Source organism: Fodinicurvata sp. EGI_FJ10296, from assembly GCF_040712075.1.
Classification (GTDB): Bacteria; Pseudomonadota; Alphaproteobacteria; order DSM-16000; family Inquilinaceae; genus JBFCVL01.
Genome location: NZ_JBFCVL010000008.1, coordinates 219,516 through 244,890, shown reverse-complemented (window position 1 = coordinate 244,890; position 25,375 = coordinate 219,516). Strand labels below are relative to the sequence as shown.

Genomic DNA, 25,375 nt, shown 5'->3' with positions numbered 1-25,375 from the left:
CCACCATCAGGACGGCAGCGGACCGGACATGGAATCCGGCCCACCCCATCCATATCACCTGCTGAGCCCAAGCGCCTGGCCGCTCGTGACCGCGATGGCAGCGGGCATCATGGCGACCGGCGGCGTGATGTGGATGCACGACATGGGGACGTGGTTACTGGTCCTCGGCTTTGTCGCGGTTCTTGTCTGCATGGCGGGATGGTGGGCCGACGTCATCAAGGAATCGGTTCACGAGCGGGCACACACCAGCGTCGTCAAGCTGGGGCTGCGGTACGGTATGCTGCTGTTTATCGCGTCCGAAGTGATGTTCTTCGCCGCGTTCTTCTGGGCCTTCTTCGGGGCTGCGCTTTATCCGGCCGACGGTGTGTGGCCGCCGGAAGGCGTTGCAACCTTTGACCCCTTTTCGTTGCCGTTCATGATGACGCTGGTGCTGCTGCTCTCCGGATGCACGGTCACATGGGCGCACCATGCCCTGCTCGAAGGTCACAATCGCGAGGCCAGCCAGGCTCTCGGGATAACGGTGCTGCTCGGCGTCATTTTCACATGTCTCCAGGCATACGAGTACAGCCACGCGACCTTCGGATTTGCGGACGGCATCTATTCGTCGACCTTTTACATGGCGACCGGATTTCACGGGTTCCATGTGATCATCGGGACGATCTTTCTGGCGGTGTGCTGGTGGCGTACGACCCGACCGGGCCATTTCACCAAAGACAGCCATTTCGGATTCGAGGCGGCCGCCTGGTACTGGCATTTCGTCGACGTCGTCTGGCTGTTCCTCTTCGTTTCGGTCTATTGGTGGGGCGGCGGCGATCTGGCCCATTGATCCCGGCAGCGGTCGGATAGCGGATGGCGTATCACGACACGGTTTCTCCCATATCCGCAGCGCTGGGCGCCAAATGCCCGCGCTGCGGTGTCGGCTCGTTGTTCCGGGGCTATTTGACGGTCGTCGACCGCTGCGACCATTGCGGTCTGCGACTGGCCGAAAACGACAGCGGCGACGGGCCGGCCGTTTTCATGATCTTCATTCTCGGCTTTCTGGCAGTGCCCTTCGTTCTCTGGATCGAGGCCCGATGGGCGCCGGCGATTTGGGTTCACGCCCTTGCCGGAGGCGGTCTGGTCTTCGGTCTGACGGCGGTCCTGCTGCGGCCGATAAAGGCCTATATGACGGCGCTTCAGTTTCGCTATCGCCGGTCCGAATTCGAACGGGGTGCGGGCGACGATGATGGGACATAGATTCCGGCCACCGATCTCGGCCACGATTTCGGTCATCGTTGCGCTTGTCATCCTGATCGGGCTCGGAACATGGCAGGTCTACCGACTGGACTGGAAGTCTGATCTGCTGGACCGAATCGAGGAACGGGCCGGCGCCGAGCCCGTCGAATTGCCGGCGACGGTCCCGGAGGGCGAAGCCGACGACTGGGACTACCGCCCCGTCCGGCTGGCTGGGCGCTATCTCCATGATCTCGAAATGCATCTGGTTGCCCGAACCAGGGACGGCCAGACCGGCGTTCATGTCGTTACGCCGCTGGAACGCCCCGACGGTTCGTTCGTCCTGGTCAATCGTGGCTGGGTGCCGATCGATCGCCGCCCGCAAAGCGATAGGGTAGAGGGGCTGGTCGACGGCCCGGTGTCGCTCACGGCCATTGCCCGTGTGCCGGGCGATCAGGCATGGATGCAGCCTGACAACGACCCGGAACGCAACGACTGGTTCTGGCCCGACCTCGCGGCCATGGCCCGCGAAGCCGGCATCGATAATCCCGGACCGCTGATATTCGAAGTGCGGGACTCGCCATCCATGCCGGACGGGGCGCTGCCGATAGCCGGGCAGACCAGGATGAACATCCCCAACAATCACCTTGAATACGCGCTGACCTGGTATGCGCTGGCGCTGACGATGATCGGCGTTTATTTCGTCACCTTTCTGCGTCGGGAACCCGGCGACGAGCCCGAGGACTCCCGATGACGACAGACCGAGCAGACGATCCGGCGTCGCCCTATGGCCGGCTGAAAGCGGCCTTTGCCCGCCATGCCGCGCTTTCCGATGCATTGGGAACACTTCACTGGGATACCGAGTCGATGATGCCCACCGGCGCGGCGGACCGGCGCTCCCAGTCGATGGCCACGTTGCGGGTCGTGGCGCATGAAATCCTGTCGGAACCGGCGCTGGCTGACGACCTGGATCGTGCCGAAGCCGATCAGCGCGATCTCGACGCCCGAGATCGTGCCAATCTGGCCGAAATGCGCCGGATTCACAGTCACGAGACGGCCGTGCCCGCCGATCTCGTCGCAGCCAGTTCGCGAGCGGTCTCCGCTGCCGAAATGGCATGGCGATCGGCCCGGTGTGATGCTGACTTCAAAACGCTCAAACCATATTTGCAGTCGGTCCTGGATCATCAGCGGGAAATTGGCGCGGCGGTCGGCGCTGCCCTGGATCTGCCGCTATACGATGCCCTGCTGGACCGGCACGACCCCGGCATGCGGGCGGCGGCCATCGATCCGGTTTTTGCCGATCTGGCCGGTTATATACCCGAGATCTTGCCCACGGTGTTGGAGGCGCAACGGCAAACGGCCGACGCGCCGGCGCCTCCGGGACCCTTCGCTTTACCCTCTCAGAAGGACATCGCCGAGACTTTGATGGCTCGGCTCGGGTTCGACTTCGAGCGGGGCCGGCTGGATACCAGCATCCATCCGTTCTGCGGGGGATCGACGAACGATGTCCGCATCACCACCCGGTATGACGAAAACGATTTCAGCGCCGCCCTGATGGGCGTACTCCATGAAACCGGTCATGCGCTGTATGAACAGGGTCGCCCGACAGGCTGGCTCGACCAGCCGGTCGGCGAATCGCGGGGAATGACCCTGCACGAGAGCCAGTCGCTGTTCATCGAGATGCAGATCAGCCGAAGCCGCGCGTTCCAGACATTCGTTCGGCCGCTCTTGATCGACACTTTCGGTGGACGGGGTGGCGATTGGGACGAGGAGACGTTGTACCGTCGTGCGATCAGGGTCGAACCCGGTCATATCCGCGTCGATGCCGACGAAGTGACGTACCCGCTGCACGTGATCCTTCGGTACCGCCTGGAACAGGCGATGCTGGCGGGCGATCTCGCGCTGGGCGACCTGCCGGGTGCCTGGAACGACGGCATGCGCGACCTGCTGGGGCTGGTGCCGCCGAACGATACCCTGGGGTGCTTGCAAGACATTCATTGGCCGGCGGGTATCTGGGGGTACTTCCCGACCTATACCCTCGGCGCCCTGGCCGCCGCACAGTTTGCCGAGGCGGCCGACGAGTCACTGCGGCAATCCGAGGGTTGCAGCATTGAAGAACTGGTCGCCGAGGGACGGTTCGCGCCGATCGTCCAGTGGTTGCGGTCGAACATTCACAGCGTCGGCGCTTCCGACAGTACGGGCGGCATCATTCAGCGGGCAACCGGACGTCCGCTAAATGCGACCGCTTTCAAGGTGCATCTTCAGCGGCGATACCACGCCCCGGCTCGTACCACGGCGTGACGGTCGCGCTGGCTGCGCCAGCGAGCCGGAATCGACTGGCGGGCAGGCATGCGGGTGTGGCGCGTTGCCAGCGGTTGCCGCGCAACGCCCCCGTCGTATACGGTAGAGGGAATTCGACACCCCGTCTCTAGAGACTCTGGCATACGAAAGCGGCAACACAGTGCGATACATCAGCACCCGGGGCACGGGCCCCGCATTGTCGTTCGACGACGTTCTGCTCGCGGGACTCGCCCGCGACGGCGGATTGTACGTACCCGAGGAATGGCCGTTCCTGACGGCACAGGATCTGCGCGAACTGGCCGGCTTGCCGTATCCCCGGCTTGCGGCGCGCCTGATCAGACCATTCGTGGGTGGTACGATCGACGACGATACGCTCCAGCGGATCGCAGACGAAACGTACGGCGACGATCCCGACCGCGGCTTCCTTCATCAGGCGGTAGCCCCGCTGGTTCAACTTGACCATCGGCTCTGGCTGATGGAGCTTTTTCATGGCCCGACCATCGCCTTCAAGGATTACGCGCTTCAGTTGCTGGGGCGGTTGTTCGATCATGTGCTGGCGCAGCGCGGCGAAAAGATCACGATCGTCGGCGCGACCTCCGGCGACACGGGATCGGCGGCGATCGAGGCCTGCCGCGATCGCGACAACCTGGATATTTTCATTCTCTATCCCGAAGGCCGGGTATCCGACGTCCAGCGCCGCCAGATGACGACCGTGGCGTCGGAAAACGTCCACACCATAGCCGTCAAGGGGTCGTTCGACGACTGTCAGGCGCTGGTCAAGGCGATGTTCAACGACAGTTCTTTCCGGGACGCCGCCGGACTGTCCGCTGTCAACAGTATCAACTGGGCCCGGATCATGGCCCAGACGGTCTATTACTTCGCCGCCGGACTGGCGCTGGGTGCGCCCGACCGCCGCGTCGCATTCAGTGTGCCGACCGGAAATTTCGGCAATGTCTATGCCGCCTATGCCGCCATACAGATGGGGTTGCCGGTCGAAAAGCTGATCATCGGGTCGAATACGAATGACATTCTGGACCGCTTTTTCCGGTCCGGGGCCATGGAAACGAGCGCCGTGGTTCCGACGCTCAGCCCGTCCATGGATATCCAGGTATCGTCGAATTTCGAGCGCCTGCTGTTCGACCTGCACGACCGTGACGGCGCAAAGGTACGGGACGACATGGAATCGTTCCGCAGCACGGGTCGTTTCAATCTGGGCCGATCGCAGATGGAGCGTGCTGAGCGGCTGTTCACAAGCCACAAGCTGGACGACGACGGCATTATCGCGACCATACGCGGCATCCATGAGCGGACCGGGCAGGTGATCGATCCGCACACGGCTGTCGGCGTGAATGCGGCAATGCAAGCCGACATCCCGGACCCGACACCCATCGTCGCCCTGGCTTGCGCCCACCCGGCCAAGTTCCCGGACGCCGTGGAACGCGCGACGGGTTTCCGCCCGTCGTTGCCGCCCCGTCTGGCCGATCTTTTCGATCGCGAGGAGCGATCGGCGGTATTGCCGGCTGATCTTGCGGTGCTGCAATCCCATATCAAGCAGCATGGGCGCGTGTTCGCCTGAAACCAGCGCCGTTGGCGTCAGTCATCGTTGCGAAAGGAAGACGATACGATCGTGTTGACGGATATCAAAGTTACGACATTACCGAGCGGGCTGCGCGTCGTCACCGACCACATCGAGACCGTGCGCAGCGCCAGCGTCGGACTCTGGGTCGGGGCCGGGACCCGCAACGAGGCGCCCGAGGTCAACGGCGTGGCCCATTTGCTGGAGCATATGGTCTTCAAAGGGACCGAGCGCCGCAACGCGGCGGCGATCGCCGAGGCGCTGGAGACCGTCGGCGGCCATATGAACGCCTTTACCAGCCGTGAGGTGACGGCGTTCTATTCGCGGGTTCTGGCCGAAGACGTACCCCTGGCCATGGATGTGACGGCTGACATTCTGCAGAATTCGCTATTCGACGCCGAGGAACTGGCGCGCGAACGCTCCGTCGTGCTGCAGGAAATTGGCCAGGCGAACGACACGCCCGACGATATCATATTCGATCATTTCCAGACGGCGGCATTCCCGGATCAGGGGCTTGGACGACCGGTGCTGGGGTTGCCGGATGTCGTTTCGAGCCTGCCGCGCGAGGCGATCATTGCCTATCTGCGCCAGCATTATGCCGGACCCAACATGGTCCTGTCAGCGTCAGGGCTGGTCGAGCACGATCGGATCGTGGAACAGGCGGCGGCCCTGTTCGGCGATCTGCCGTCAACGCCGGCTGTCCCCGATACGCCGGCCCGCTACGGTGGCGGCGAATATCGCGAGAACAAGGATCTGGAGCAGCTTCATTTGCTGCTCGGCTTCGACGGGGTCGGCTACCACGATCCCGACTTCCACGCGATGAACGTGCTGGCGACGCTGCTCGGCGGCGGAATGTCGTCGCGTCTGTTTCAGGAGATCCGCGAGAAGCGCGGCCTCGTCTACACCATTCACAGTTTCAGTTCGTCCTATTGCGATTCGGGATTGTTCGGCGTCTATGCCGGTACCGGCGGTGAGGATGCGACAGAATTGGTGCCGGTGCTGTGCGACCAGCTCATGGCGGTCACCGGCGAAGTGACCGACGAAGAGGTCGAGCGGGCCCGCGCGCAACTCCGTGCCGGACTTGTTATGGGCATGGAAAGCACGATGGCCCGATGCGAACAGGCCGGCCAGCAGATGCTGATCTATGGCCGCGTGCTGAGCATGGAGGAGCAGCTGGAATCGCTGGCGGCGGTCGATGCGACCGCGGTGCGCCGGGTGGCAACACGTCTTCTGTCGTCGCGGCCGACGCTGGGAGCGCTGGGCCCGGCGTCGGCACTGGAGTCGTATGACGGCATTGCCGGCCGCCTGCGTCATGCGGCGTAGCAGAGCGGGAGCGTCGGGGTGATCGGGCGGCGGGTACGAGAATGATCGGTTTCCTGGCCACCGGCATGCGGGGTTTCCCGACGGTGGTGCTGCCGGGAAGGCGGGTGTTCCTTCGACCGCCTCGCCCGTCTGACTGGCGCGACTGGGCGGCTATTCGAGAAGAAAGCAGGGCTTTCCTGACGCCTTGGGAACCGACCTGGCCGCCGGAAGCCTTGTCGCGCGGGCTGTTTCTTCGCCGCGTTCGGCGCCAGGCGCTGGAATGGCGTGAAGACGAGGCCTATTCGTTCCTGGTGTTCCGGGCGAGTGACGAGGCCGTCATGGGCGGGATCGGTCTGTCGAATTTGCGTCGCGGCGTGGCTCAGACGGCGAGCCTGGGATACTGGATCGGTGAGCGATTCACCCGTTGCGGCTATATGACGGAAGCGGTCGCCGCCATACTGGGCTTTGCCTTCGCCGATCTTCGCCTTCACCGCGTTGAAGCCGCCTGCCTGCCGCAGAACGAGGCAAGCCGATTACTGCTACTCGGGTCCGGCTTCGAGCAGGAGGGCTATGCCCGCGCCTATCTGAAAATCAACGGCGCGTGGCGCGATCATCTGCTTTTCGGCCTGCTGCGCGAGGACTATCAACAGCGCCGCGCTATCGACCGCGCGCGGCGCTAGCCGAAGCCAACGCACGCACTCGCCCCCCTCGATCGGGCCCCTCGATCGGGCCCCTCGATCAGGCCCCTCGATCGCCCCCCTCGATCGCCCCCCTCGACCGGTGGGGAATAACGAGGCAGATGAATGCGGTAAACCGGTTTCCCTCGCCCGCCGTTTGATCTAGCTTCGCCAGCATGGTCAGAGCCTCCCGCCCCACCGAAGCACCGCCGCCGTCGAACCTGCGCGATGATGCCGCCGTCGTTCGCACGCTGTTGCCCTATCTTTGGCCGCCGGGAGAGTGGGGGTTGCGGGCGCGCGTGATCGTCGCGCTTGCGCTGTTGATCGGCGCCAAGATCGCGACCGTCTATGTACCACTGTTCTATCGTGACGCGGTCGACGCATTGTCCGGCGAGGGCGCAGAGGTCTCGGCGGCTCTGGCGATTCCCGTAGCGGCGATTCTTGCTTATGGGCTGGCGCGGGTGCTGTCACTGGCATTTTCGGAGCTGCGCGACGGCGTGTTTGCCAAGGTCGCGCAGCGGGCCATCCGCCGCGCCGGCGTTACGGTATTCGAGCATCTGCATGCGCTGGCGCTGCGGTTTCATCTCGACCGCCAAACGGGTGGCCTCGCGCGGGTGATCGAGCGCGGCACCCGCGCCATCGAAACGATGTTGAGCTTCATGCTGTTCAACATCGTTCCGACCCTGGTCGAGATCACGCTGGTGGCCGGTATCCTCTGGTACATGTTCGACTTCCGATTCGCCGCCGTCACCCTGACGGTGGTGATCTCTTACATCGCGTTCACCATGTGGGTGACCGAGTGGCGGCTCAGCTTTCGCCGGGCCATGAACAAGAACGATCAGGAGGCCAACACAAAGGCCATCGACAGCCTGATCAACTATGAAACCGTGAAGTATTTCGGCAACGAGCGCCACGAGATCGACCGTTTCGACCGGGCGCTCGGCCTCTATGAGACGGCGGCGGTACGGTCGCGCACGTCGCTGTCCCTGCTGAATATCGGCCAGGCATCGATCATTTCCGCAGGGCTTGCCCTGATCATGTATATGGCGGCGGCCGGGATCGTCGACGGCTCGATGACGGTCGGCGACTTCGTGCTGGTCAACACGTATCTGATCCAGCTTTATCAGCCGCTCAACTTCTTCGGCTTCGTCTATCGCGAGATCAAGCAGGGTCTGGTCGACATGCGCGCGATGTTCGACCTGCTGGCCGTCGACCGTGAAGTCAGGGACCAGCCCGGCGCAAAGCCGCTGGTCGTTCACGGCGGTGCGGTTCGGTTCGACAATGTCCATTTCAGCTATGATCGCCGGCGGGAAATCCTGAAAGGCGTCGATATCAACGTGCCGCCGGGCAAGACGGTGGCGATCGTCGGCCCGACGGGGGCCGGAAAATCGACCATAAGCCGCTTGCTGTATCGGTTCTACGATGTCGATGCCGAGAGCGGCGGGGCCATCGTGATCGACGGTCAGGACATCCGCACCGTTACGCAGGAGAGCCTGCGGGCGGCGATCGGAATCGTGCCGCAGGACACTGTGCTGTTCAACGATTCCATCGCCTACAACATTGCCTATGGCCGGCCGGGGGCGGATCGGGCTGCGATCGAGGAAGCCGCCCGTATGGCCCGAATTCACGACTTCGTGTCCAGCCTGCCCGACGGCTATGAAACCATGGTCGGCGAGCGCGGGCTGAAGCTGTCGGGCGGCGAAAAGCAACGGGTCGCCATTGCCCGCACGATCCTGAAACAGCCGCAGATCCTGATCTTCGACGAGGCGACATCGGCGCTGGATACGCGGACCGAGCAGGAAATCCAGGCCAATCTGCGCGAGGTGGCCGAGGGGCGTACAACGCTGGTCATCGCACACCGGCTGTCGACCGTGGTCGATGCCGACGAGATCGTCGTGCTGATGGATGGACGGGTCGTTGAGCGCGGCACTCATGGCGACCTGATCGCCAGGGAAGGAACGTATTACACGCTGTGGCAGCGTCAGCAAAGCGGTGCGGCGAACGGCGAGGTCGAATGAGCCTGTCGAACCCGCAAAACGGCGAGGCAAAGCCGGTCTGGCTGCGCGGCGCGCCGGGAATATTCCTGCTGCTGTGGTCGTTGGGGTTTCCGGTTGCGGTGATCGGCGTGCGCTATGCAGAGCCGATGACCCTGCTGGTGCTGCGGTTCGTCTGCGTATTGGCCGTGCTGGTGCCGCTGGCGTTCTGGCTGCGGCCGCCGCTGCCGGTGCGGGGACGCGATTGGGCGGATCTGGCAATCGTCGGATTTCTGATCCAGGCGGTCTATTTCGGTCTGTGCTATGTGGCGTTTTCCTTTGGCGCGTCGGCAGGTGCCGTGGCGCTTATCGTCTCGCTGCAGCCGATCGTCGTAGCGTTGCTGGCGCCCAGCGTCGTCGGCGAGGCGATCGGACGCCGCCGGTGGGTCGGGCTGATTCTGGGGCTGAGCGGTGCGGTGATTGTCATCGCCGCCCGATCCGAGGTCGACGGCACCTCGGCGATCGGCGTTCTGTGCGCCGTCGGGGCCTTGATGGGGATGTGCACGGCGACACTGTACGAAAAACGTTTCGGCCGCGGCCACCACCCGGTGACGTCCAATCTGGTTCAATATGCCGTCGGGCTGGCGGCGACACTGCCGGTCGCCCTCGTGCTTGAGGGTATGGCCGTGACATGGTCGCCGGCGCTTGCCGGGGCGCTGGCCTATCTGGTGATCGGCAATTCCCTGATCGCGATCACGCTGTTGCTCGCCATGATCCGCCACGGCGAAGCGTCGCGGGTGTCGGCGCTGTTCTACCTTGTCCCGCCAACCGCTGCCGTGCTGGCCTGGATCCTGATCGGCGAGACCATGCCGCCGTTGGCCTGGGCGGGCATGGCGCTCGCCGCCGCTGGCGTCGCGCTGGCGAGCCGGCCGGTGAACAAGGGGGCGGGGAAGGAAAAGTCAGCCTGACGATCCGCCGTCGATGGATTGTTGCCAATAGGACAATGCCCGGGCGACGACATCCGGCTTATAGGGTACATTGTCGGTCTGCTCGACGACCTGATGCACCTGTTCAGGCGTATTCAGCCCGACGATGATGCTGGCCACGGCCTCGGCATAAAGCGGAAAGCGCATGGCGAAGCGGGTCATCGATCCTTCGGCCTCGATCGCGTCGGCCAGCGCCTCGGCCATGCCCGCCCGGTGGCGGAACAGGTCCTTGTGCTTTTCCGCCTTGAGCCGGTCGCCGGCCGGCAGAGCCTCCCAGCTCGGCCGGCTGTCGGTCAGAACGCCCTGATAAAGCGGCCGGATCGCCAGCAGGCTCATTTCGCGCTGGTCCATCGCGCCGAACAGTTCGGCCATCTCCATTTCCAGCGGATTGTAATAGGCAATCACGCTGGTGAAATTGCCGGTATCGATGGCGGCGCGGGCCGAGGCCGAGGTGTAGGGAAAGACGCCGACGTAACCGATCTTGCCCTCGTCGCGCAGGCGGCCAAAGGTTTCCCCGACGTCGTCACGGATTGCCGCCAGCGTCTCCTGACGTGGGCCGTCCTCGTGCGGGCGGGTCCGCCACATCCACTGCACCAGCGCAATGCGGTCCGCCGCCAGATCGCGCAGCGCCTCGTCGATCATGCCGCGCACCTTGTCGGGATCGAAGCGTCCTTCATCGTCCCAGTCGGGTACCGGCACCTTGATGACGTGATGGATGTCGTGGCGCTTGGGGTGGTCGCGCAGCACTTCGTTCATCATCCAGCGGACGCCGTATTCATAGCTGGAATGGACGAAATTGATGCCGGCATCCAGGGCTGCCGACAGCGCGGCGCGACCCTTGGCCGAGCGCGGGTCGCTGTCGTCCGCGCCGGCCGACCGCATGGGGCCGAAGCAAACGGTCGATACGTCGAGATCCGTGCCGCGAATGCGTCTGTAGTCCATGAATGCGTGCTCCCTTGCCGTCGCGCCGTCGCGCGATCTTTTGCGTATTATCGATTAGCATTGAAACATTCGTACCAGCATATGGCCGTGCCGGCAATGCAGGCAGCAGTTCAAGTTATCTGGTCAATTAATCTGGGCCACGGAGACTTTGTCATAGCCGTTTGTGCTGAAACGCTCAAGAATCACTTTGAGCGCGCCCTGGATCAGACTTTCCTTGATTTTGTACTCGCCGTAGTTCGGATCGAACAAATAGAGATGCGCTGAACTGATGAAGCCGCCGCCGGACTTGTAGCAACAGATGGCGTGGCCCTTTCCCGGTCCTTCGACGCTGATCTGGTGGTACGTGTGGACACTGTTCGTCCTGGCCAGAACGTCGCGGACGCGGTCTGTCAGCGAGGTATCGGTAAGGGCGGCGCCGTCGACGAGCGTCGGCGTGCGCGCCAACCCGTGCATTTCGAACGCCTGGGACATCATGGCCTCTCCGCGGTCGGTCCCCATTCTCGCCATCAGGCCCCTGACCCTGGGGACAAATCCCGGCGGTGGCGCAATACCACTCCGTCCGCGTTCCATCACTTCGGCCGCCTCGTCCTGAACCAGCAATAATGCCGTCTTGTTCTGGAATGCGAAAATCTGTGTTTGCATGGCGTCGACGATCGAGTCTTCCGTCGACAGAAATTCGATCCGCCTGGTTGGGCCCTCGGATTTGAAAGCGCGGTGGCGCGCTATCCATTTGGCGGTGAGTGCGTAGCATACGCCCCGTTCCGCCTGCCGCTGCGCCAGCGAAGCGTCTTCGTCCGAATAGTGCCGGCCGAGCAGAGACGCCTGGCTGAACGGCGCAACCAGCAAGGAGTTCAATGTTGTCATTCTGCTCTCCCGACGGATGTTCGAGTGCTATGATATGCCGCATATCAACCAGGGGTCCAGCGCCTTGGGCACCGGATTCGGCTTCCGGCCCGTCAGAGAGGGCTGGTTTCTTTACAAGCGGTACTTCGCCCTCTAATGCTCGATCGACGATTCGTATGTGACAATCCGTATGCAGGGGGCGAGCGTGGCGTTATCGGGAGTGCGGGTGGTCGATTTGACCCGCGTATTGGCGGGACCGTACTGCACCATGCTGCTGGCCGACATGGGTGCGGACGTCATCAAGATCGAAACTCCCGGCAAGGGCGATCCGGTCCGCGCGCAGGGGACGATCCGCGACGGCCTGTCCTGGTATTTCGCCGCCTTCAACCGCAACAAGCGCTCGGTCGCGCTGGATCTGCGCACCGACGAGGGGCGGGCCATCCTGGACGACCTGATCCGGGGCGCCGATGTATTGGTGGAGAATTTCCGCCCCGGCGTGCTCGACGTCATGGGGTTGGGCGCCGAGCGGCTGGAAAGCCTGAATCCCCGTCTGGTCGTGGCGAGCGTCAACGGATTCGGCAGTACCGGCCCCTATGCCCAGCGGCCTGCCGTGGATTTCGTCGCGCAGGCGATGAGCGGGTTCATGAGCGTCAATGGCGACGCCGATCAGGAACCGATGCGCAGCGCCCTGCCGCTGACCGATCTGATCGCCGGAACCAACGCGGCCTTTGCCGTCGTCTCGGCGCTGGTCGGGCGCGAGCGGACCGGCACCGGCCAGCGGATCGAGGCCAGCCTGGTTAACTCGATGTTCGCGATGATGGCCTATATGGCCTCGGAATATTTCGCGGCCGGAAAGGCGCCGCCGCGCAGCGGCAACGACCATCCGCTGGTCGCGCCCTATGGCCTGTTCCAGGCCTCCGACGGGCCGGTCGCCATCGCCCCCAGCAACGACACGCTTCTGACCCGCTTGTTCAATGCCCTGGATCTGCCATGGGTGATGTCGGACCCGAAATTCGACACCAACGACAAGCGCGTGGCGCGGCGGGGCGAGATCAACGGCATCGTCTCCGACCGGATCGCCACGGGAACGCGCGATCACTGGATCGAGTTGCTTAACGGTGCCGGCGTGCCATGCGGCCGGGTCATGGATCTGGCCGAGGTGACGGCCGATCCACAGATCGCCGCGCAGGAGATGGTGCTTGATGTCGAGCATCCAGGACATGGTAGTGTGCAGATGACGGGATTCCCGATCAAGATGTCGGGAACGCCGTGCAGAATTGTCCGGCCAGCGCCCGAGTTGGGGGCGGATACGGACGACGTTTTGAGCGGGATCGGCATCTCGGCCGATACTTTGCGCGCGTACCGCGAGCGGGGGATCATTGGCTGACGGCGCCCATCGAGACAATCAGTATAACAATAGGGAGGAAAACGAGATGAAGATGTTCACACGCGGGGGCCGGACCGGCTTTGTCCTGTTGACCACGGCCGCCGTCATCGGTCTCGCCGGTGCCACGCAGGCGCAGACTGTAATCGAAGTCCACAACACCATGAGCGAAGGCGGCGCCGAAGCCGCGGCGCTGGAGCGTTTCCAGGAGATACTGGCCGAGCGGGCCGAAGGCGAATTCGAGGTCCGGCCTTATCTTGGCGGCCAGCTCGGCGACGAGACCGAAATTCTGGAATTGCTCAATCTGGGGCAGACGCAGATGGCACTCACCGGCGGATTGTTCATGAGCCAGTACGCGCCGGAATACGACGCCGTGGGCGTGCCCTTCGTGTTTCCGAGTTTTGAAGCGGTAGAACACTACCTGGACAGCGATTCCGGTCAGGCAATGCAGGAAATCGCGCGCGAAGACGGCGGGCTGGTCTATCTGGCGCCGCAGAAACGCGCTTTTCGCCAGATGACGTCAAATCGCGAGATCCACGGCCCGGAAGATCTGGAAGGTCTGACCATGCGTCTGCCCCAGCTTCCTGTCTGGGTCGATGTCTGGGAGGAACTGGGCGTTCAGGCCGTGGTCATTCCGGCTCCCGATATCTATCTGGCCATGCGCACCGGACAGGTCGAAGCTCACGAGAACAGCCTTGCCTCGCCCTATACCCGGCAGATGTGGGAGGTCCAGGATTACATCATCATGACCAACCATCTGTCCTTCCCCTGGCATTGGGTCGCCTCCGCACAGTGGTGGGAGACGCTGAGCGAAGATCAGCAGACCTTGATCACCGAGGCGGTCGAGGAAGCCCGCCAGCACGGGATGCAGGTCGAGGACGAGAACGACGCCTATTATCGCGAAGCCCTGACCGAAAACGGAATGGAGTTCATCGAGGTCGATACCGCTCCGTTCCGGGAAGCGGCGCAGCCGGCCATCGATCGGGCGCTGGCCGACATGGCCGACGGTGTTGCCGAAGATATCGACGCCGCCATCGAAGCGACCGCCGATTGATGCCAGTCAGGCGGATCGCGATTGTAACGGTGCCAACCGGAGTAGCGGGCTGATGGGCGCGTTCGTGGATCGGGCGGAGCGGCTCTGGTCCCGCCTGCTCGACGGCATCGCCCTGGCCATGATGGCGACCCTCGTGGTCGTCATCGGCTATTCCGTGTTCGCCCGGCAGGTGCTGCGCATCTCGGTCCCATGGTCCGAGGAGGTCGGCGCCGGCCTGCTGCTCTGGATGGTGTCTCTTGGCGCCGCTGCCGCATGGTATCGGCGCGGGCACATCGCCATTGATGTGTTGCTCAAACGCATGTCGGTCAGGATCCGGTTCGGTGCGCTGATCGCGATCGAACTGGCGTCGCTGCTGCTCTTCGTCCTGATCTTCGCCGGGTCGTTCTCGATGATGTTCGTCAGCGCGAACAACGCAACGACCGCGCTCGGGATCAGCTACAGCTATCTCTATCTCGCCCTCGTCGTCGGCGTCGGGTCGATGATCCTGTTCAGCATTGCGCATCTCGTCCGCCTGATCCGGGCCGGCGGACCGCTTGACGATGGCCGCGAGGGGGGTGAATGGAGTACCTTGTCGTCTTCCTAGGCCTGATGGTCGTGCTCTTCGCGCTGGGCTTTCCGATCGCGGTGTCGATCGGGCTGACCTGTCTGGCGGTGCTGGTCATCGACGGCGGCTTGTCGGCCATTCCGGTCGAGTTGTTCGCCTTTCAGATGCTGAGCGGGCTGAACAGCTTTCCGATCCTGGCGATACCGTTTTTCATACTGGCGGCGTCGCTGATGAATGTCGGCTCGGCGGCGACCCGGATCTTCGACTTCGCCAACGGGCTGGTCGGGCATATCCGTGGCGGGCTGGGGCATGTGAATGTCGTGGCCAGCATGCTGTTCGCCGGCATGTCGGCAACCGCGGTCGCCGATGCCGCGGGCATCGGCCAGCTCGAGATCAAGGCGATGCGCGATCGCGGCTATCCCATGCGGTTCGCCGTTGGCATCACCGGCGCGGCGTCGATCATCAGCCCGGTGATCCCGCCGTCGATCGCCATGGTCGTCTATGGCTGGCTGTCGGGCACCAGCATTGCCGCGCTGTTCGTTGCCGGCGTCGTACCGGGTGTTCTTCTCGGCCTCAGCCTGATGGCGACGAGCTTCATCGCCTCCTACTGGCTGGACCTGCCGCTGTCGCCACGCGCGCGCCTGGGGGAACTCCGGCGGCTGTTCCTCAGGGCGTTCTTCCCGCTGTTGACGCCGGTGATCATCATCGGCGGCATCTGGACGGGATTCTTCACGCCGACCGAGGCCGGGGCGATCGCCTGCATCTATGCCTTCTTGCTGGGCACGGTCGTCTATCGCGATGTCGGCGTGCGCGATCTGGTGACCGTGCTGCAGCGGACGGTTTCCTTCACCGCCATCATCATGTTCATCATCGCCATCGCCACGTTCTACGGCTGGCTGCTGGTGCGGCTGCGCATCCCCCAGGAACTGGCGGTGATGCTGACCGATCTGAACATCGGCGTGACCGGAATCCTGTTCTGCATCGCCCTATTCTTCCTGATCATCGGCTGTTTCATGAGCGTCGTCGAAGCGGTGCTGATATTCACACCGATCTTCATGCTGTCGATCCAGTTTCTGGGCATCGACCCTGTGTTCTTCGGTGTGCTCATGGTTCTGACGCTTTCCGTCGGCGTGATCACACCGCCCTTCGGCAACGTCCTCTATGTGCTGGTCGGCATCGCCGGTATGCCGTTCGAAGAGGTGGTGCAGGCCGTGGCGCCGTTCCTGATCCCGATCTTTGTCGTGATCGCACTGCTGATCCTGTTCCCGTCACTGGTCACGTTCCTGCCGTCCATCCTTTCATGAGCGAGAGCCGCCGATCGCCGGTCGGGGAATGGTCCGGCGTCTCCGGGTGGGGGGGGATAGCCCCTACGACGCCGGCCTGATAGGCTGACGGTCCCGATCAGCTCCTATTCGATCATCCACTGCACGACCTTCAGGCCCGATCCAGTCCATGCCCGCTCAGAACGACCCGGAAACCCTCGCCCGCGGCCTTCGCGCCGGCAATCGCCGGGCTTTGGCGCGGACCATCACGCTGATCGAGTCCACGCGCGCCGATCAGCGGGCACAGGCCCGCGCGGTGCTGGAACAGGCCGCCGCCGACGCCGAGGCCGGGTCGCCGGAGACGATGCGGCTGGGCATCACCGGCGTTCCCGGTGTCGGCAAATCGACCTTCATCGAAAGCTTTGGCACGGCCCTGATCGAGCAGGGGCACAAGGTCGCCATACTGGCGGTCGATCCCAGCTCGGCGCGCAGCGGCGGCAGCATTCTGGGCGACAAGACGCGAATGGAGCATCTGGCCCGCAACCCGGACGCCTTCATCAGACCGTCGCCGACCGGCGGCAATCTGGGCGGTGTCGCGCGCCGGACGCGTGAAAGTATTCTCGCGTGCGAGGCGGCCGGCTATGATGTCGTGATCGTGGAAACGGTCGGCGTCGGACAGTCCGAAACGGCGGTCGCCGACATGGTCGACGCCTTTCTGCTGCTGCTGTTGCCCGGCGGCGGCGACGAACTGCAGGGCATCAAACGCGGCATCGTCGAACTGGCCGACATCGTCATCGTCAACAAGGCCGATGGCGCGATGACGGCTGCGGCGAACGAGGCCACGTCGGAATACCGCCGGGCGCTGACCTTCCTGCGCGGCCGTCAGGATGGCTGGAAGGTGCCGGTGCTGCAATGTTCAGCCCTTGAGGAGCGCGGGCTCGACCGCGTCTGGGAGAGCGTCGCCGCCTTCCGGGAGGCGCGGATCTCCGCCGGACTGTTCCATAAGAACCGCGAGCGTCAGGCGCTGTCCTGGATGTGGTCGGAAATCCGCGACACGCTGCTGGAGCGGTTCCGCGCCGATGCCGGTGTCCGCGCGCGGCTGGCCGAGATCGAGCAGGCCGTCGCCGACGGCACGATAACGCCGTCGGGGGCGGCCGATACCCTGCTGGGCACGTTCCTCAAGGACGCTCCAGCACCAGCTTCAGGCCCAGAAACGCCGGGGTCGGGTGGGTGATCACATAGGTGGGAATCTCGTCAAGATAGGACCGGAACCGGCCCTTGTCGATGAAGCGCTCGCGGAATGGCGACTGATCGAAATAGGGGCCGAGCTTGGGCACGATACCGCCGGCGATATAGATGCCGCCGAACGCCCCGATGGTCAGGGCAAGGTTGCCGGCCACCGTTCCCAGCATGCCGCAGAACATATCCACCGCTTCCCGGCAGATCGGGTCCCGGCCGGCGACCCCGGCCTCGGTCACGCCGGGCGGGTCGCGCATGGGCGCGTCTTCTTCGCCCTCCAGCGCCGCGATGGCCTCGTAAAGGTTGGTCAGCCCCATGCCGGACAGCACACGCTCGGCGGAGACATGCCGGTGCTTCTGGCGCAGCCATGTCAGGACGGCTTCTTCGCGCGCGGTGACCGCCGCCATGGTGACGTGCCCGCCTTCACCGGCCAGCGGTTGCCACGCCTCGCGCGTCGGGACAAGACCTGAAACCCCCAAACCGGTGCCCGGCCCGATGACGCCGACGGCGCGGCCGGGCAGGGGCTTGCCGTCGCCAACCTGACGAAAGTCGCCGGGGCCGAGCTGCGGCACCGACAAGGCGGCGGCGGTGAAATCGTTGACGACTTCGAGCCGGTCGAAACCGAACTGGGCCTTCATGCCGGAAATAGAGAAGGTCCATGCCTGATTGGTCATGGTCACCTGATCGCCGGTAATCGGCGAGGCGATGGCGATTGCCGCCGCCGCCGGCCGCGCCGGCGGGGCCACCTGATCGAGATAGCTTTCGATCGCGGCTTCCAGCGACGGGAAGTCCCGGCACGGAAGAATGCGGATATCCGCCACCCCTGCCGATGACACCAGGGCGAAGCGGGCGTTGGTGGCGCCGAGATCGGCGACGAGCGCTGGTCTGTCCAGGGGCATGTCGTGGCGTATCCTTACGTTCCGGCCGGATGGGCTTTGTCCGCAACGACTGGATCGCCAAATCGGTGACGCCCGTCAAGTCATTTCCCGTCATCGGCGTCGGGCGCCGCTGTTCCTCAATGCCGCGTTGAGCCCGCAACGCTGTCGCGGGCTCGTGCACGGCTTATCCCGGGGTCAGCCCCCTGAGACGGCCGTTGCCACCGTTTCGGCGAACGCCATGGTCCCGGCACTGCCGCCGAGATCGCGCGTGCGCGTGGCCGGATTTGCCAGGGCCATATCGACGGCCTGATCGAGCGCCTGGGCTGCTTCGGTGAAGGCCGACTTGCCGTGGCGATCGCCGAGCCAGGTCAGCAGCATCGCCGTCGACAGCATCAGGGCGGAGGGGTTTGCGATGCCCTGGCCGGCGATGTCGGGCGCAGAGCCGTGGACGGCCTGAGCGACGGCATGATCGGCGCCGGCGTTCAGGGCCGGCGCAATGCCCAGGCCGCCGGCGATCTCGCCCGCCTCGTCGGACAGGATGTCGCCGTACATATTGGTCGTTACCACGACGTCGAAGCGGCCGGGATCGCGCACCAGCAGCGCCGCCATGGCGTCGATGATGACCTCGTCCAGTTCCACGTCGGGGTACTCTTTTGCGACCGCGCGGACGGCTTCCAGGAACAGACCGTCACTGAGCTTGAGCACGTTGGCCTTGTGGACCGCCGTAACATGACTGCGGCGCTTGCGGGCCGCTTCGAATGCCGTCCGGGCAATCCGCGTGCTGGCGGAACGGGTGATCTTGCGGACCGCCAGGGCGACATCTTCCGTCGGGCGGAATTCACCCGACCCCATGGCCATGTTGCGGTCGGCATAGAAGCCCTCGGTGTTCTCGCGCACGAGTACGAGGTCGATCGGCTTTTCGCCGGGCTGGGCGGGGAGTCGCCGGCGGGCAGGGCGGATATTGGCATAGAGATCGAGCGAGCGGCGCACCATCGATGACGGATTAACCTGACCCTCGGGGTATTCATAGGTATCGACCGGCGCCATGACGACGCCGTCGGCCGTGTGGAGGCGGTCGTTGGCCAGCGACGGCCAGGTGGTGCCCTCGGTCTTCAGGCTGGCGAGGCCGATCGGCACTTCCTCGATCTCAAGTCCGAGTGAGAATTTCCGGTCGAGCGCCGCCAGCGCCAGCCGTGTTGCCTCGGCGATGTCCGGTCCGATTCCGTCGCCCGGCAATACCAGGAGCTTCATGGTGTATTCCTTCCAATTTTTCTACCGCCCCGGGTCTTGTCGACCCGTAGAGCATTCGTTCTGACGTCTTCACCGGCCCCGCATCGGTCCTCGGCCATACATCCGGACAAATGTCCGGTTGACCAGACATGTTAATCCGGCGTTTAATGAGTATACAAGAGTCGACAGAGATTGGTCGATATCGGGATCGCGATTCCGTCACGATTGACGGCGGCGGCCCTGGGAAAAACAGTCGGGGGCATCGGGCACCCGGCTCGCGTAGCGTGAGCAATCGGCGCCGATCATCCGACCCTGCCAGGGCGGCTGTGCCGGCCGAAATCGAAGGTTTGGAGGAAACGTGTCTGAGATCAAAAATACGTCCGAAGTCATGGTTGACTATCTGGTGGCTGCCGGCATCGATTGCATCTTCGGATACCCTGGTGATCCGAACATCGATTTCATCGAGGCCGCCCGCCGCCGTGAAATGAAGCTCGTCCTTGGTAGCCGGGAGGGCACGATCGGATTCATGGCCGAAGCCTATGGCATGCTGACGGGCCGTCCCGGCGTGTGCATGTCGACGCTCGGCCCGGGATCGACGTCGATGGTCAATGCCGTGGCCAACGCCCATCTCGACCGCGTGCCGATGCTGGCCATTTCCGGGCAGGTGAACACGCGCATGGAGCCGTATTTCACGCACCAGGTCGCCGACCACAATCAGATATTCTCCAGTATCAGCAAATGGACCGTCAACATGGTCCCGGGCTCAGCCGGTCAGATCATGCGCAAGGCGCTGAGGGTCGCCGTCTCCGAACGCCCGGGCCCCGTCCATATCACGACGCCAGCCGATGTGGTCGGGGCGCCGTCGGAAGATTCCGAGGTGTTCCTGCCGCCGATGACCGAGACGCAGACCCCGCAGGTCTTCGCGACCGACCCCGCCAATGCCGATGTCGCGCGGCGGATCAGGAACGCCCGGAAGCCCGTCATCCTGACCGGCATTTCCGCCCTTCGCGCCGGCGCAACGCCCGCGCTGAAGCGGTTTGCCGAAGCCACCGGCGCGCCGGTCGTCGTGTCGCCGATGTCCAAGGGCGTGTTTCCCGAAGATCATCCGCTCTATGCCAGCACCGTCGACATGGCGTGCAACAAGGTGGTGTGGGACTTCCTGGCCGAGGCCGACCTGCTGGTCATCGTCGGCTTTGATGCCGTGGAACTGATCAAGCCGTGGAAGCTGAACGTTCCGTCCGTTCACATCGACAGCACACCGAACACGGACCAGATCTACGCCGCCGATACCGAAGTGGTCGGCAACATTCCCAACATCCTGGATGCGCTGACCGGCGACTACGGCAATGGTTCGGCCAAGGATGGCGAAGCGCGGGTCAGGACGCACCGGGCGAAACTGACCGAGGGCTTTTACGCCGGCCGGGTCGAGGGGCGCATCAATCCGACCGACGTGGTCGACGCCATGAACGGCACGCTGCCCGCCGATACCATTGTTTCCACCGATGTCGGATCGCACAAGATTCTGGTCGGGCAGGGCTGGCAGGCCCGCCAGCCGAAGAACTTCCTGATGACGAATGGCCTTTCCAGCATGGGCTTTTCCCTGCCGGCCGCCATCGCCGCCAAGATCGTCCGTCCGGATCAGCCGGTCGTCTGCACCACGGGCGACGGCGGCTTCTCGATGGTCCAGGGCGAACTGCGCTTCGCGGCCAGCCGCGGCTTGGGTATCATGGTCATCGTGTTCTGCGACAACAGCCTCAACCGGATCGAGTTGAAGCAGATGAACAAGCAATACCCAAGCGAACTGACCCGCATCGAACCGACGGACATCGTCAAGCTGGCCGAGGCCATGGATTGCGATGGCGTCAAGGTCGAGACGGCGGCGGCGCTTGCCGATGTGGTTGCCAAGGCGCCCGGCCTGACCCGGCCGCTGGTCGTTCAGGCAGTCGTCGATCCGGCTCAGTATGTGGCCCAATTCTGATCGGACTCCGTTCCGATAGCGGGCCATAGCAAGGGAAGGAGCTCAGGATGTTGATGCACCAGATAGCCGACTACGTTGTCGGCGAGCGGACCAACAAGTTCGACCCGGACACGATCCATCACGCCAAGCGCGCGGTCATCGACTGGTTCGCTGCCATGTATCCGGGCAGCGTTCAGGATCCCAATCCGATGCTGCGCGCAGCGTTCGAGGAGGATCTCGGCCACGGCAGCGCGGTGGTCTACCCGTCGGGCACCAGGGCGACCATGCGGGCGGCGGCGTTCCTGAATGCCGCCTCGGCCCACACCGCTGAATTCGACGACATCTTCCGCGATGCGTCGGTCCATCCCGGTTGCGCCACGATCGCCGCGGCGCTTGCCGTGGGTCAGGCACGGGGCGCTGACGGCGACACCGTGCTGCGCGGCATCATCGCCGGGTTCGAGGTCTGTACCCGCATCGCCCTGGCCATGGGCAAGCCGCACTACAAGCTCTGGCACACGACGGCGACCATGGCGACATTCGGCGCCTCGGCGGCCTCGGCGCTGATCATGGGGCTGAACCGGGATCAGACCGCCGATGCTCTGGCGACGGCGGCCACCATGGCGGCCGGACTTCAGCAGGCGTTCCGCTCCGACGGGATGAGCAAGCCGATCCATTCCGGCCATGCCGCCGATGCCGGACTATTGAGCGCCATGGTTGCGGAAAAGGGCGTGACCGGCGCCATCGATGTGCTTGAAGGGCCTGCCGGCATGGGTGTGGCGATGAGCGGCAGCGCCGACTGGTCGAAGGCCACCGCGGGGCTGGGCAGTCAGTACAATATCAAGGCCATGACCTTCAAGAACCACGGATGTTGCGGCCACAACTTCGCCGCCATCGACGGAGCGCTGGAGCTGAAAAAGCGCCACAACCTGACACCGGACAAGATCAAGTCGATCCATGTCGGGTCCTATCAGCCAGCCTATGATATCTGTTACAAGCCCGACCCGCAGTCGCAGTTCGAATGCCGGTTCAGCATGCCCTATACGGTCTGCACGGGGCTTGTTTACGGCAAGGTGCGCCTGGCAGCGTTCGAGCCCGAGCGTCGTAACGATCCGGCTGTGCGCGATCTGATGAAGCGCTTTACCCAGTCGGTCGATGCGGAACTGGATGCGGCTTTCCCGGCCCAACGTGCGGCGCGGGTGACGATCGTCACCACCGATGGCGAGGAACTGACCTTCCTGCAGCCGACGCGCAAGGGTGATCCCGATCAGCCGCTGACGGACGACGAGCTGGCCGACAAGTTCAGCGAACTGGCCGGGGCGGTACTCCCGCAGGCCGATGCGAAGGCGCTGCTATCCGCACTCTGGAGCCTGGAAACCGTCGCCGACCTTCATCTCCCGGGTGCCGTCGCGGCGCTGGAAGGGGTGTCGGCATGACCCGGCGGATCGGCTTCATCGGACAAGGCGAAGCGGGCTTTGCCATCGCCGCCGGCCTCGCCGCCCAGGGTGCCACGGTCTCGGCCTTCGATCTGCGCTTTACCGACCCTGAACACGGCGCGGCGCTGAAGGAAAAGGTCGCCTCGGCCGGGATCGCGGTTGCCGGCAGCACCGAATCCCTGGTCAGCGGCTGCGACATCGTCGTATCGGCGGTCGTGTCGTCTGTGGCGGAAAAAGTCGCGGCTGCGACGGCGCCGTGGCTCAAGAACCGCCACCTCTTTCTCGACATCAACTCGGCCTCGCCGCAGATCAAGCTGGCGGCGGAAAAGCATGTCGCTGCAACGGGCGCGGCCTATGTCGACGTGGCGGTCATGGCGGCGGTGCCGCCGCACGGCCACAAGGTGCCGCTGCTGGCCTCGGGGCCGGGTGCCTCGGCCTTTGCCGAGCACATGACGCCGTACGGCATGGCGATCGAGGTGCTGGGCCCTGAAACGGGTCAGGCATCGGCGACCAAGATGTTCCGCAGCATCATCATGAAGGGGCTGGAGGCGATCGTGCTGGAATGCCTGCTGGGCGCCGGCAGCTACGGCATGGAAGACCGCGTGCTGCAATCGGTTCAGGAAAGCATTCCCGAGATCGACTGGCAGAAATTCGCCGACAGGGTCACCAGCCGCACGGCCATGCATGCCGAGCGGCGGGCACATGAAATGGAAGAGGTCGCCGACACGCTGCGCGCCGTCAACCTGGAACCCTTTATGGCGCTGGCGTCGGCGCACCGGATTCAGGAAGTCGCCGATCTGGGCGTACAGGCCCAATTCCAGCAGAACCCCCCGAAATCTTATAGCGACGTGGTCAAAGCGATCCTGGAGGCACGGAAATCATGACGGAACAAACTGGCCGGAATCTCGTACCCGATCGCGCACGCTTGCTGATCGACGGCGAGTGGCGCGCCGGCCGGAAGACGTCGGAGGTCCACGACAAGTACACGCGCGAGGTCGCCGCCGTCATCGACATGGCCGACCGGGACGATGTGGATGCCGCCGTCAAGGCGGCGCGGCGCGCCTTTCTGGCGGGCACACCGGAACCGGCCGAGCGGGGTCGCATTCTGCGTGAAACCGCGCGTCTGGTCGGCGAGCGCCGTGCCAAAATTGCCAGCACGATCGCGGTGGAAACGGGCTTTACCATCGGCGACGCGCTGGGCGAAGTCGATCGCGCCACCGAGACGCTGCGGCTGTCCGGTGAAGAAGCGTGCCGGCTGGTCGGGCATATGGTTCCGATCGCCGGCGCGCCGGGCCAGTCCGGGCGGCTGGCTTTTACCCTGCGCGTGCCGCTGGGCGTCGTCTGCGCCATCACGCCGTTCAACTCGCCGCTGAACACCGTGGCCCACAAGATCGCGCCGGCACTTGCCGCGGGCAATGCCGTGGTGCTGAAGCCGGCGACCTATACGCCGCTGGCCGCGACGCTGCTGGCGGAATGCCTGCTCGATGCCGGATTGCCGCCGGGATTGCTCAGCGTCGTGCATGGCAGCGGGTCGGAGGCCGGCGACGCGCTGCTCTCGCACCCCGATATTGCGTTCTTCGGCTTCACCGGGTCGACCGGCGTCGGACGTCTGATCCAGGACCGGGCGGGGCTGCGCAAGACGTCGCTGGAACTGGGCAGCATCGCGACGACTTTCGTCGCGGCGGATGCCGATCTCGATCGCGCGGCGGCGAAATGCGTGCCGGCGGCGTTCCGCAAGGCCGGGCAGGTCTGCACCTCGATCCAGCGGCTCTATGTCGCCCGTCCTGTTCTGGAAGAATTCACCGAGCGCTTTCTGGCACTGACCGCAAAGCTTGGTGTCGGCGATCCGTTTGCCGCCGGCACGGTCGTCGGACCCATGATCGCCCCGGCCGAAGCCGAACGCGCAGACTCCTGGATCAAGGACGCGGTGAGCGGTGGTGCAACCCTGCTGGCCGGCGGCACCCGCGAAGGGGCGGTCGTCCAGCCGACGGTGCTGACCGGCGTCGATGCCTCGATGAACGTCATGTGCGAGGAGATCTTCGGGCCGGTGGTCAACATCGTGCCGTTCGACGATCTGTCGGCGGCGATCGACGATGCGAACGCAACGCCGTATGGGCTGGCCTCGGGCATCTTTACCCGCGACCTGAACCACGCGCTGGACCTGGCCGAACGTATGCAGGTCGGTGGCGTGCATATCAATGACACCAGCTCGTCGCGCGTCGACCTGATGCCGTATGGCGGCGTGAAGGACTCCGGCAACGGCCGCGAAGGACCGCATTACGCGATCCGGGAAATGTCGGCAGAGCGGATCGTCACCATTCAGCGGGGTTAGGCTGTCTCGACACGCCCGTGACGTTTTGATCGCCCCCCGGCATTGTCCCTTACACCCCTAATCCCTTCCCCGGAAACGCAAAACGTTGTCCGGGGTCCACACGTGCCGCGAGAGCGTTGATGGTGTGGACCCCGGCTCTGCGCAGCGTCACTTCGTGCCGCAGCGCGTCCGGGGAAGGGGTTTTTTGTTGCGATATCAGTTCTTTATTCCTTCCCCGGAAACGCGAAGCGTTGTCCGGGGTCCACAACCT

General features: G+C 64.3%; 22 protein-coding genes. 18 read left to right on the top strand and 4 right to left on the bottom strand.

What is annotated here, in order from left to right:
* Nucleotides 1-28 precede the first annotated feature (28 nt).
* The 9 genes from ABZ728_RS18295 (at nt 29) to ABZ728_RS18255 (ending at nt 10,009) form a co-directional block, all read left to right on the top strand.
* Nucleotides 29-826 (top strand): cytochrome c oxidase subunit 3, encoded by a 798-nt coding sequence (locus ABZ728_RS18295; protein ID WP_366657759.1) that lies wholly within the window; start codon nt 29-31, stop codon nt 824-826.
* Between the two features lie 23 nt (nt 827-849).
* Complete coding sequence (locus ABZ728_RS18290; protein ID WP_366657697.1) at nt 850-1,236, top strand: DUF983 domain-containing protein; 387 nt, start codon at nt 850-852, stop codon at nt 1,234-1,236.
* Entirely contained in the window at nt 1,223-1,966 is a 744-nt protein-coding gene (locus ABZ728_RS18285; RefSeq protein WP_366657696.1) for an SURF1 family protein, read from the top strand. The genes ABZ728_RS18290 and ABZ728_RS18285 overlap by 14 nt, the downstream gene beginning before the upstream one ends.
* The gene (locus tag ABZ728_RS18280; RefSeq protein ID WP_366657695.1) at nt 1,963-3,513 is read left to right on the top strand and encodes a carboxypeptidase M32; all 1,551 of its coding nucleotides are present in this window, start codon (nt 1,963-1,965) and stop codon (nt 3,511-3,513) included. The genes ABZ728_RS18285 and ABZ728_RS18280 overlap by 4 nt, the downstream gene beginning before the upstream one ends.
* A 160-nt stretch (nt 3,514-3,673) precedes the next feature.
* On the top strand, nt 3,674-5,089 hold the full coding sequence (gene thrC, locus ABZ728_RS18275) for a threonine synthase (protein ID WP_366657693.1): 1,416 nt from the start codon (nt 3,674-3,676) through the stop codon (nt 5,087-5,089).
* Between the two features lie 54 nt (nt 5,090-5,143).
* Entirely contained in the window at nt 5,144-6,412 is a 1,269-nt protein-coding gene (locus tag ABZ728_RS18270; protein ID WP_366657691.1) for a pitrilysin family protein, read from the top strand.
* A 41-nt stretch (nt 6,413-6,453) separates the two neighbouring features.
* The gene (locus ABZ728_RS18265) at nt 6,454-7,071 is read left to right on the top strand and encodes a GNAT family protein (RefSeq protein WP_366657689.1); all 618 of its coding nucleotides are present in this window, start codon (nt 6,454-6,456) and stop codon (nt 7,069-7,071) included.
* Between the two features lie 173 nt (nt 7,072-7,244).
* Entirely contained in the window at nt 7,245-9,086 is a 1,842-nt protein-coding gene (locus ABZ728_RS18260) for an ABC transporter ATP-binding protein/permease (RefSeq protein WP_366657688.1), read from the top strand.
* On the top strand, nt 9,083-10,009 hold the full coding sequence (locus ABZ728_RS18255; protein WP_366657687.1) for a DMT family transporter: 927 nt from the start codon (nt 9,083-9,085) through the stop codon (nt 10,007-10,009). Before ABZ728_RS18260 ends, ABZ728_RS18255 begins: the two co-directional genes overlap by 4 nt.
* Here the strand turns inward: ABZ728_RS18255 and ABZ728_RS18250 are convergent.
* Together ABZ728_RS18250 and ABZ728_RS18245 are read right to left on the bottom strand one after the other, a co-directional pair.
* The gene (locus ABZ728_RS18250) at nt 10,001-10,969 is read right to left on the bottom strand and encodes an aldo/keto reductase (RefSeq protein WP_366657685.1); all 969 of its coding nucleotides are present in this window, start codon (nt 10,967-10,969) and stop codon (nt 10,001-10,003) included. The two genes, ABZ728_RS18255 and ABZ728_RS18250, sit on opposite strands and share 9 nt — an antisense overlap.
* A gap of 123 nt (nt 10,970-11,092) precedes the next feature.
* Nucleotides 11,093-11,833 carry a YopT-type cysteine protease domain-containing protein gene (locus ABZ728_RS18245; RefSeq protein WP_366657683.1) on the bottom strand — a complete coding sequence of 247 codons (741 nt, stop codon included), beginning with the start codon at nt 11,831-11,833 and terminating at the stop codon, nt 11,093-11,095.
* Nucleotides 11,834-12,002: 169 nt separating this feature from the next.
* Between ABZ728_RS18245 and ABZ728_RS18240 the strand changes: the two genes are divergently transcribed.
* The 5 genes from ABZ728_RS18240 to meaB all read left to right on the top strand — a co-directional run bounded on the left by ABZ728_RS18240 (nt 12,003) and on the right by meaB (nt 17,290).
* On the top strand, nt 12,003-13,199 hold the full coding sequence (locus tag ABZ728_RS18240) for a CoA transferase (protein ID WP_366657758.1): 1,197 nt from the start codon (nt 12,003-12,005) through the stop codon (nt 13,197-13,199).
* Nucleotides 13,200-13,245: 46 nt separating this feature from the next.
* Entirely contained in the window at nt 13,246-14,250 is a 1,005-nt protein-coding gene (locus tag ABZ728_RS18235; protein WP_366657682.1) for a TRAP transporter substrate-binding protein, read from the top strand.
* Nucleotides 14,251-14,302: 52 nt separating this feature from the next.
* Nucleotides 14,303-14,833, top strand: coding sequence for a TRAP transporter small permease (locus tag ABZ728_RS18230; protein ID WP_366657681.1), 531 nt, complete (start codon nt 14,303-14,305; stop codon nt 14,831-14,833).
* Nucleotides 14,809-16,098, top strand: a complete 1,290-nt coding sequence (locus ABZ728_RS18225; RefSeq protein ID WP_366657680.1) for a TRAP transporter large permease — start codon at nt 14,809-14,811, stop codon at nt 16,096-16,098. Before ABZ728_RS18230 ends, ABZ728_RS18225 begins: the two co-directional genes overlap by 25 nt.
* A 148-nt stretch (nt 16,099-16,246) precedes the next feature.
* A complete protein-coding gene (meaB, locus tag ABZ728_RS18220) occupies nt 16,247-17,290 on the top strand; it encodes a methylmalonyl Co-A mutase-associated GTPase MeaB (protein ID WP_366657679.1) in 1,044 nt (347 codons plus the stop codon).
* Here the strand turns inward: meaB and ABZ728_RS18215 are convergent.
* On the bottom strand, nt 17,235-18,194 hold the full coding sequence (locus ABZ728_RS18215) for a glucokinase (protein ID WP_366657678.1): 960 nt from the start codon (nt 18,192-18,194) through the stop codon (nt 17,235-17,237). The two genes, meaB and ABZ728_RS18215, sit on opposite strands and share 56 nt — an antisense overlap.
* 174 nt (nt 18,195-18,368) lie before the next feature.
* Nucleotides 18,369-19,424 (bottom strand): isocitrate/isopropylmalate dehydrogenase family protein, encoded by a 1,056-nt coding sequence (locus tag ABZ728_RS18210; protein WP_366657677.1) that lies wholly within the window; start codon nt 19,422-19,424, stop codon nt 18,369-18,371.
* Nucleotides 19,425-19,761: 337 nt separating this feature from the next.
* On the opposite strand from ABZ728_RS18210, the gene ABZ728_RS18205 reads away from it, so the two are divergent.
* The 4 genes from ABZ728_RS18205 to ABZ728_RS18190 are packed head-to-tail and all read left to right on the top strand — an operon-like array spanning nt 19,762 to nt 25,125.
* On the top strand, nt 19,762-21,381 hold the full coding sequence (locus tag ABZ728_RS18205) for a thiamine pyrophosphate-binding protein (RefSeq protein WP_366657676.1): 1,620 nt from the start codon (nt 19,762-19,764) through the stop codon (nt 21,379-21,381).
* A gap of 47 nt (nt 21,382-21,428) precedes the next feature.
* On the top strand, nt 21,429-22,793 hold the full coding sequence (locus ABZ728_RS18200) for an MmgE/PrpD family protein (protein WP_366657674.1): 1,365 nt from the start codon (nt 21,429-21,431) through the stop codon (nt 22,791-22,793).
* A complete protein-coding gene (locus tag ABZ728_RS18195; protein WP_366657673.1) occupies nt 22,790-23,677 on the top strand; it encodes a DUF1932 domain-containing protein in 888 nt (295 codons plus the stop codon). Before ABZ728_RS18200 ends, ABZ728_RS18195 begins: the two co-directional genes overlap by 4 nt.
* Entirely contained in the window at nt 23,674-25,125 is a 1,452-nt protein-coding gene (locus ABZ728_RS18190) for an aldehyde dehydrogenase family protein (protein ID WP_366657672.1), read from the top strand. The genes ABZ728_RS18195 and ABZ728_RS18190 overlap by 4 nt, the downstream gene beginning before the upstream one ends.
* Nucleotides 25,126-25,375: the final 250 nt, after the last annotated feature.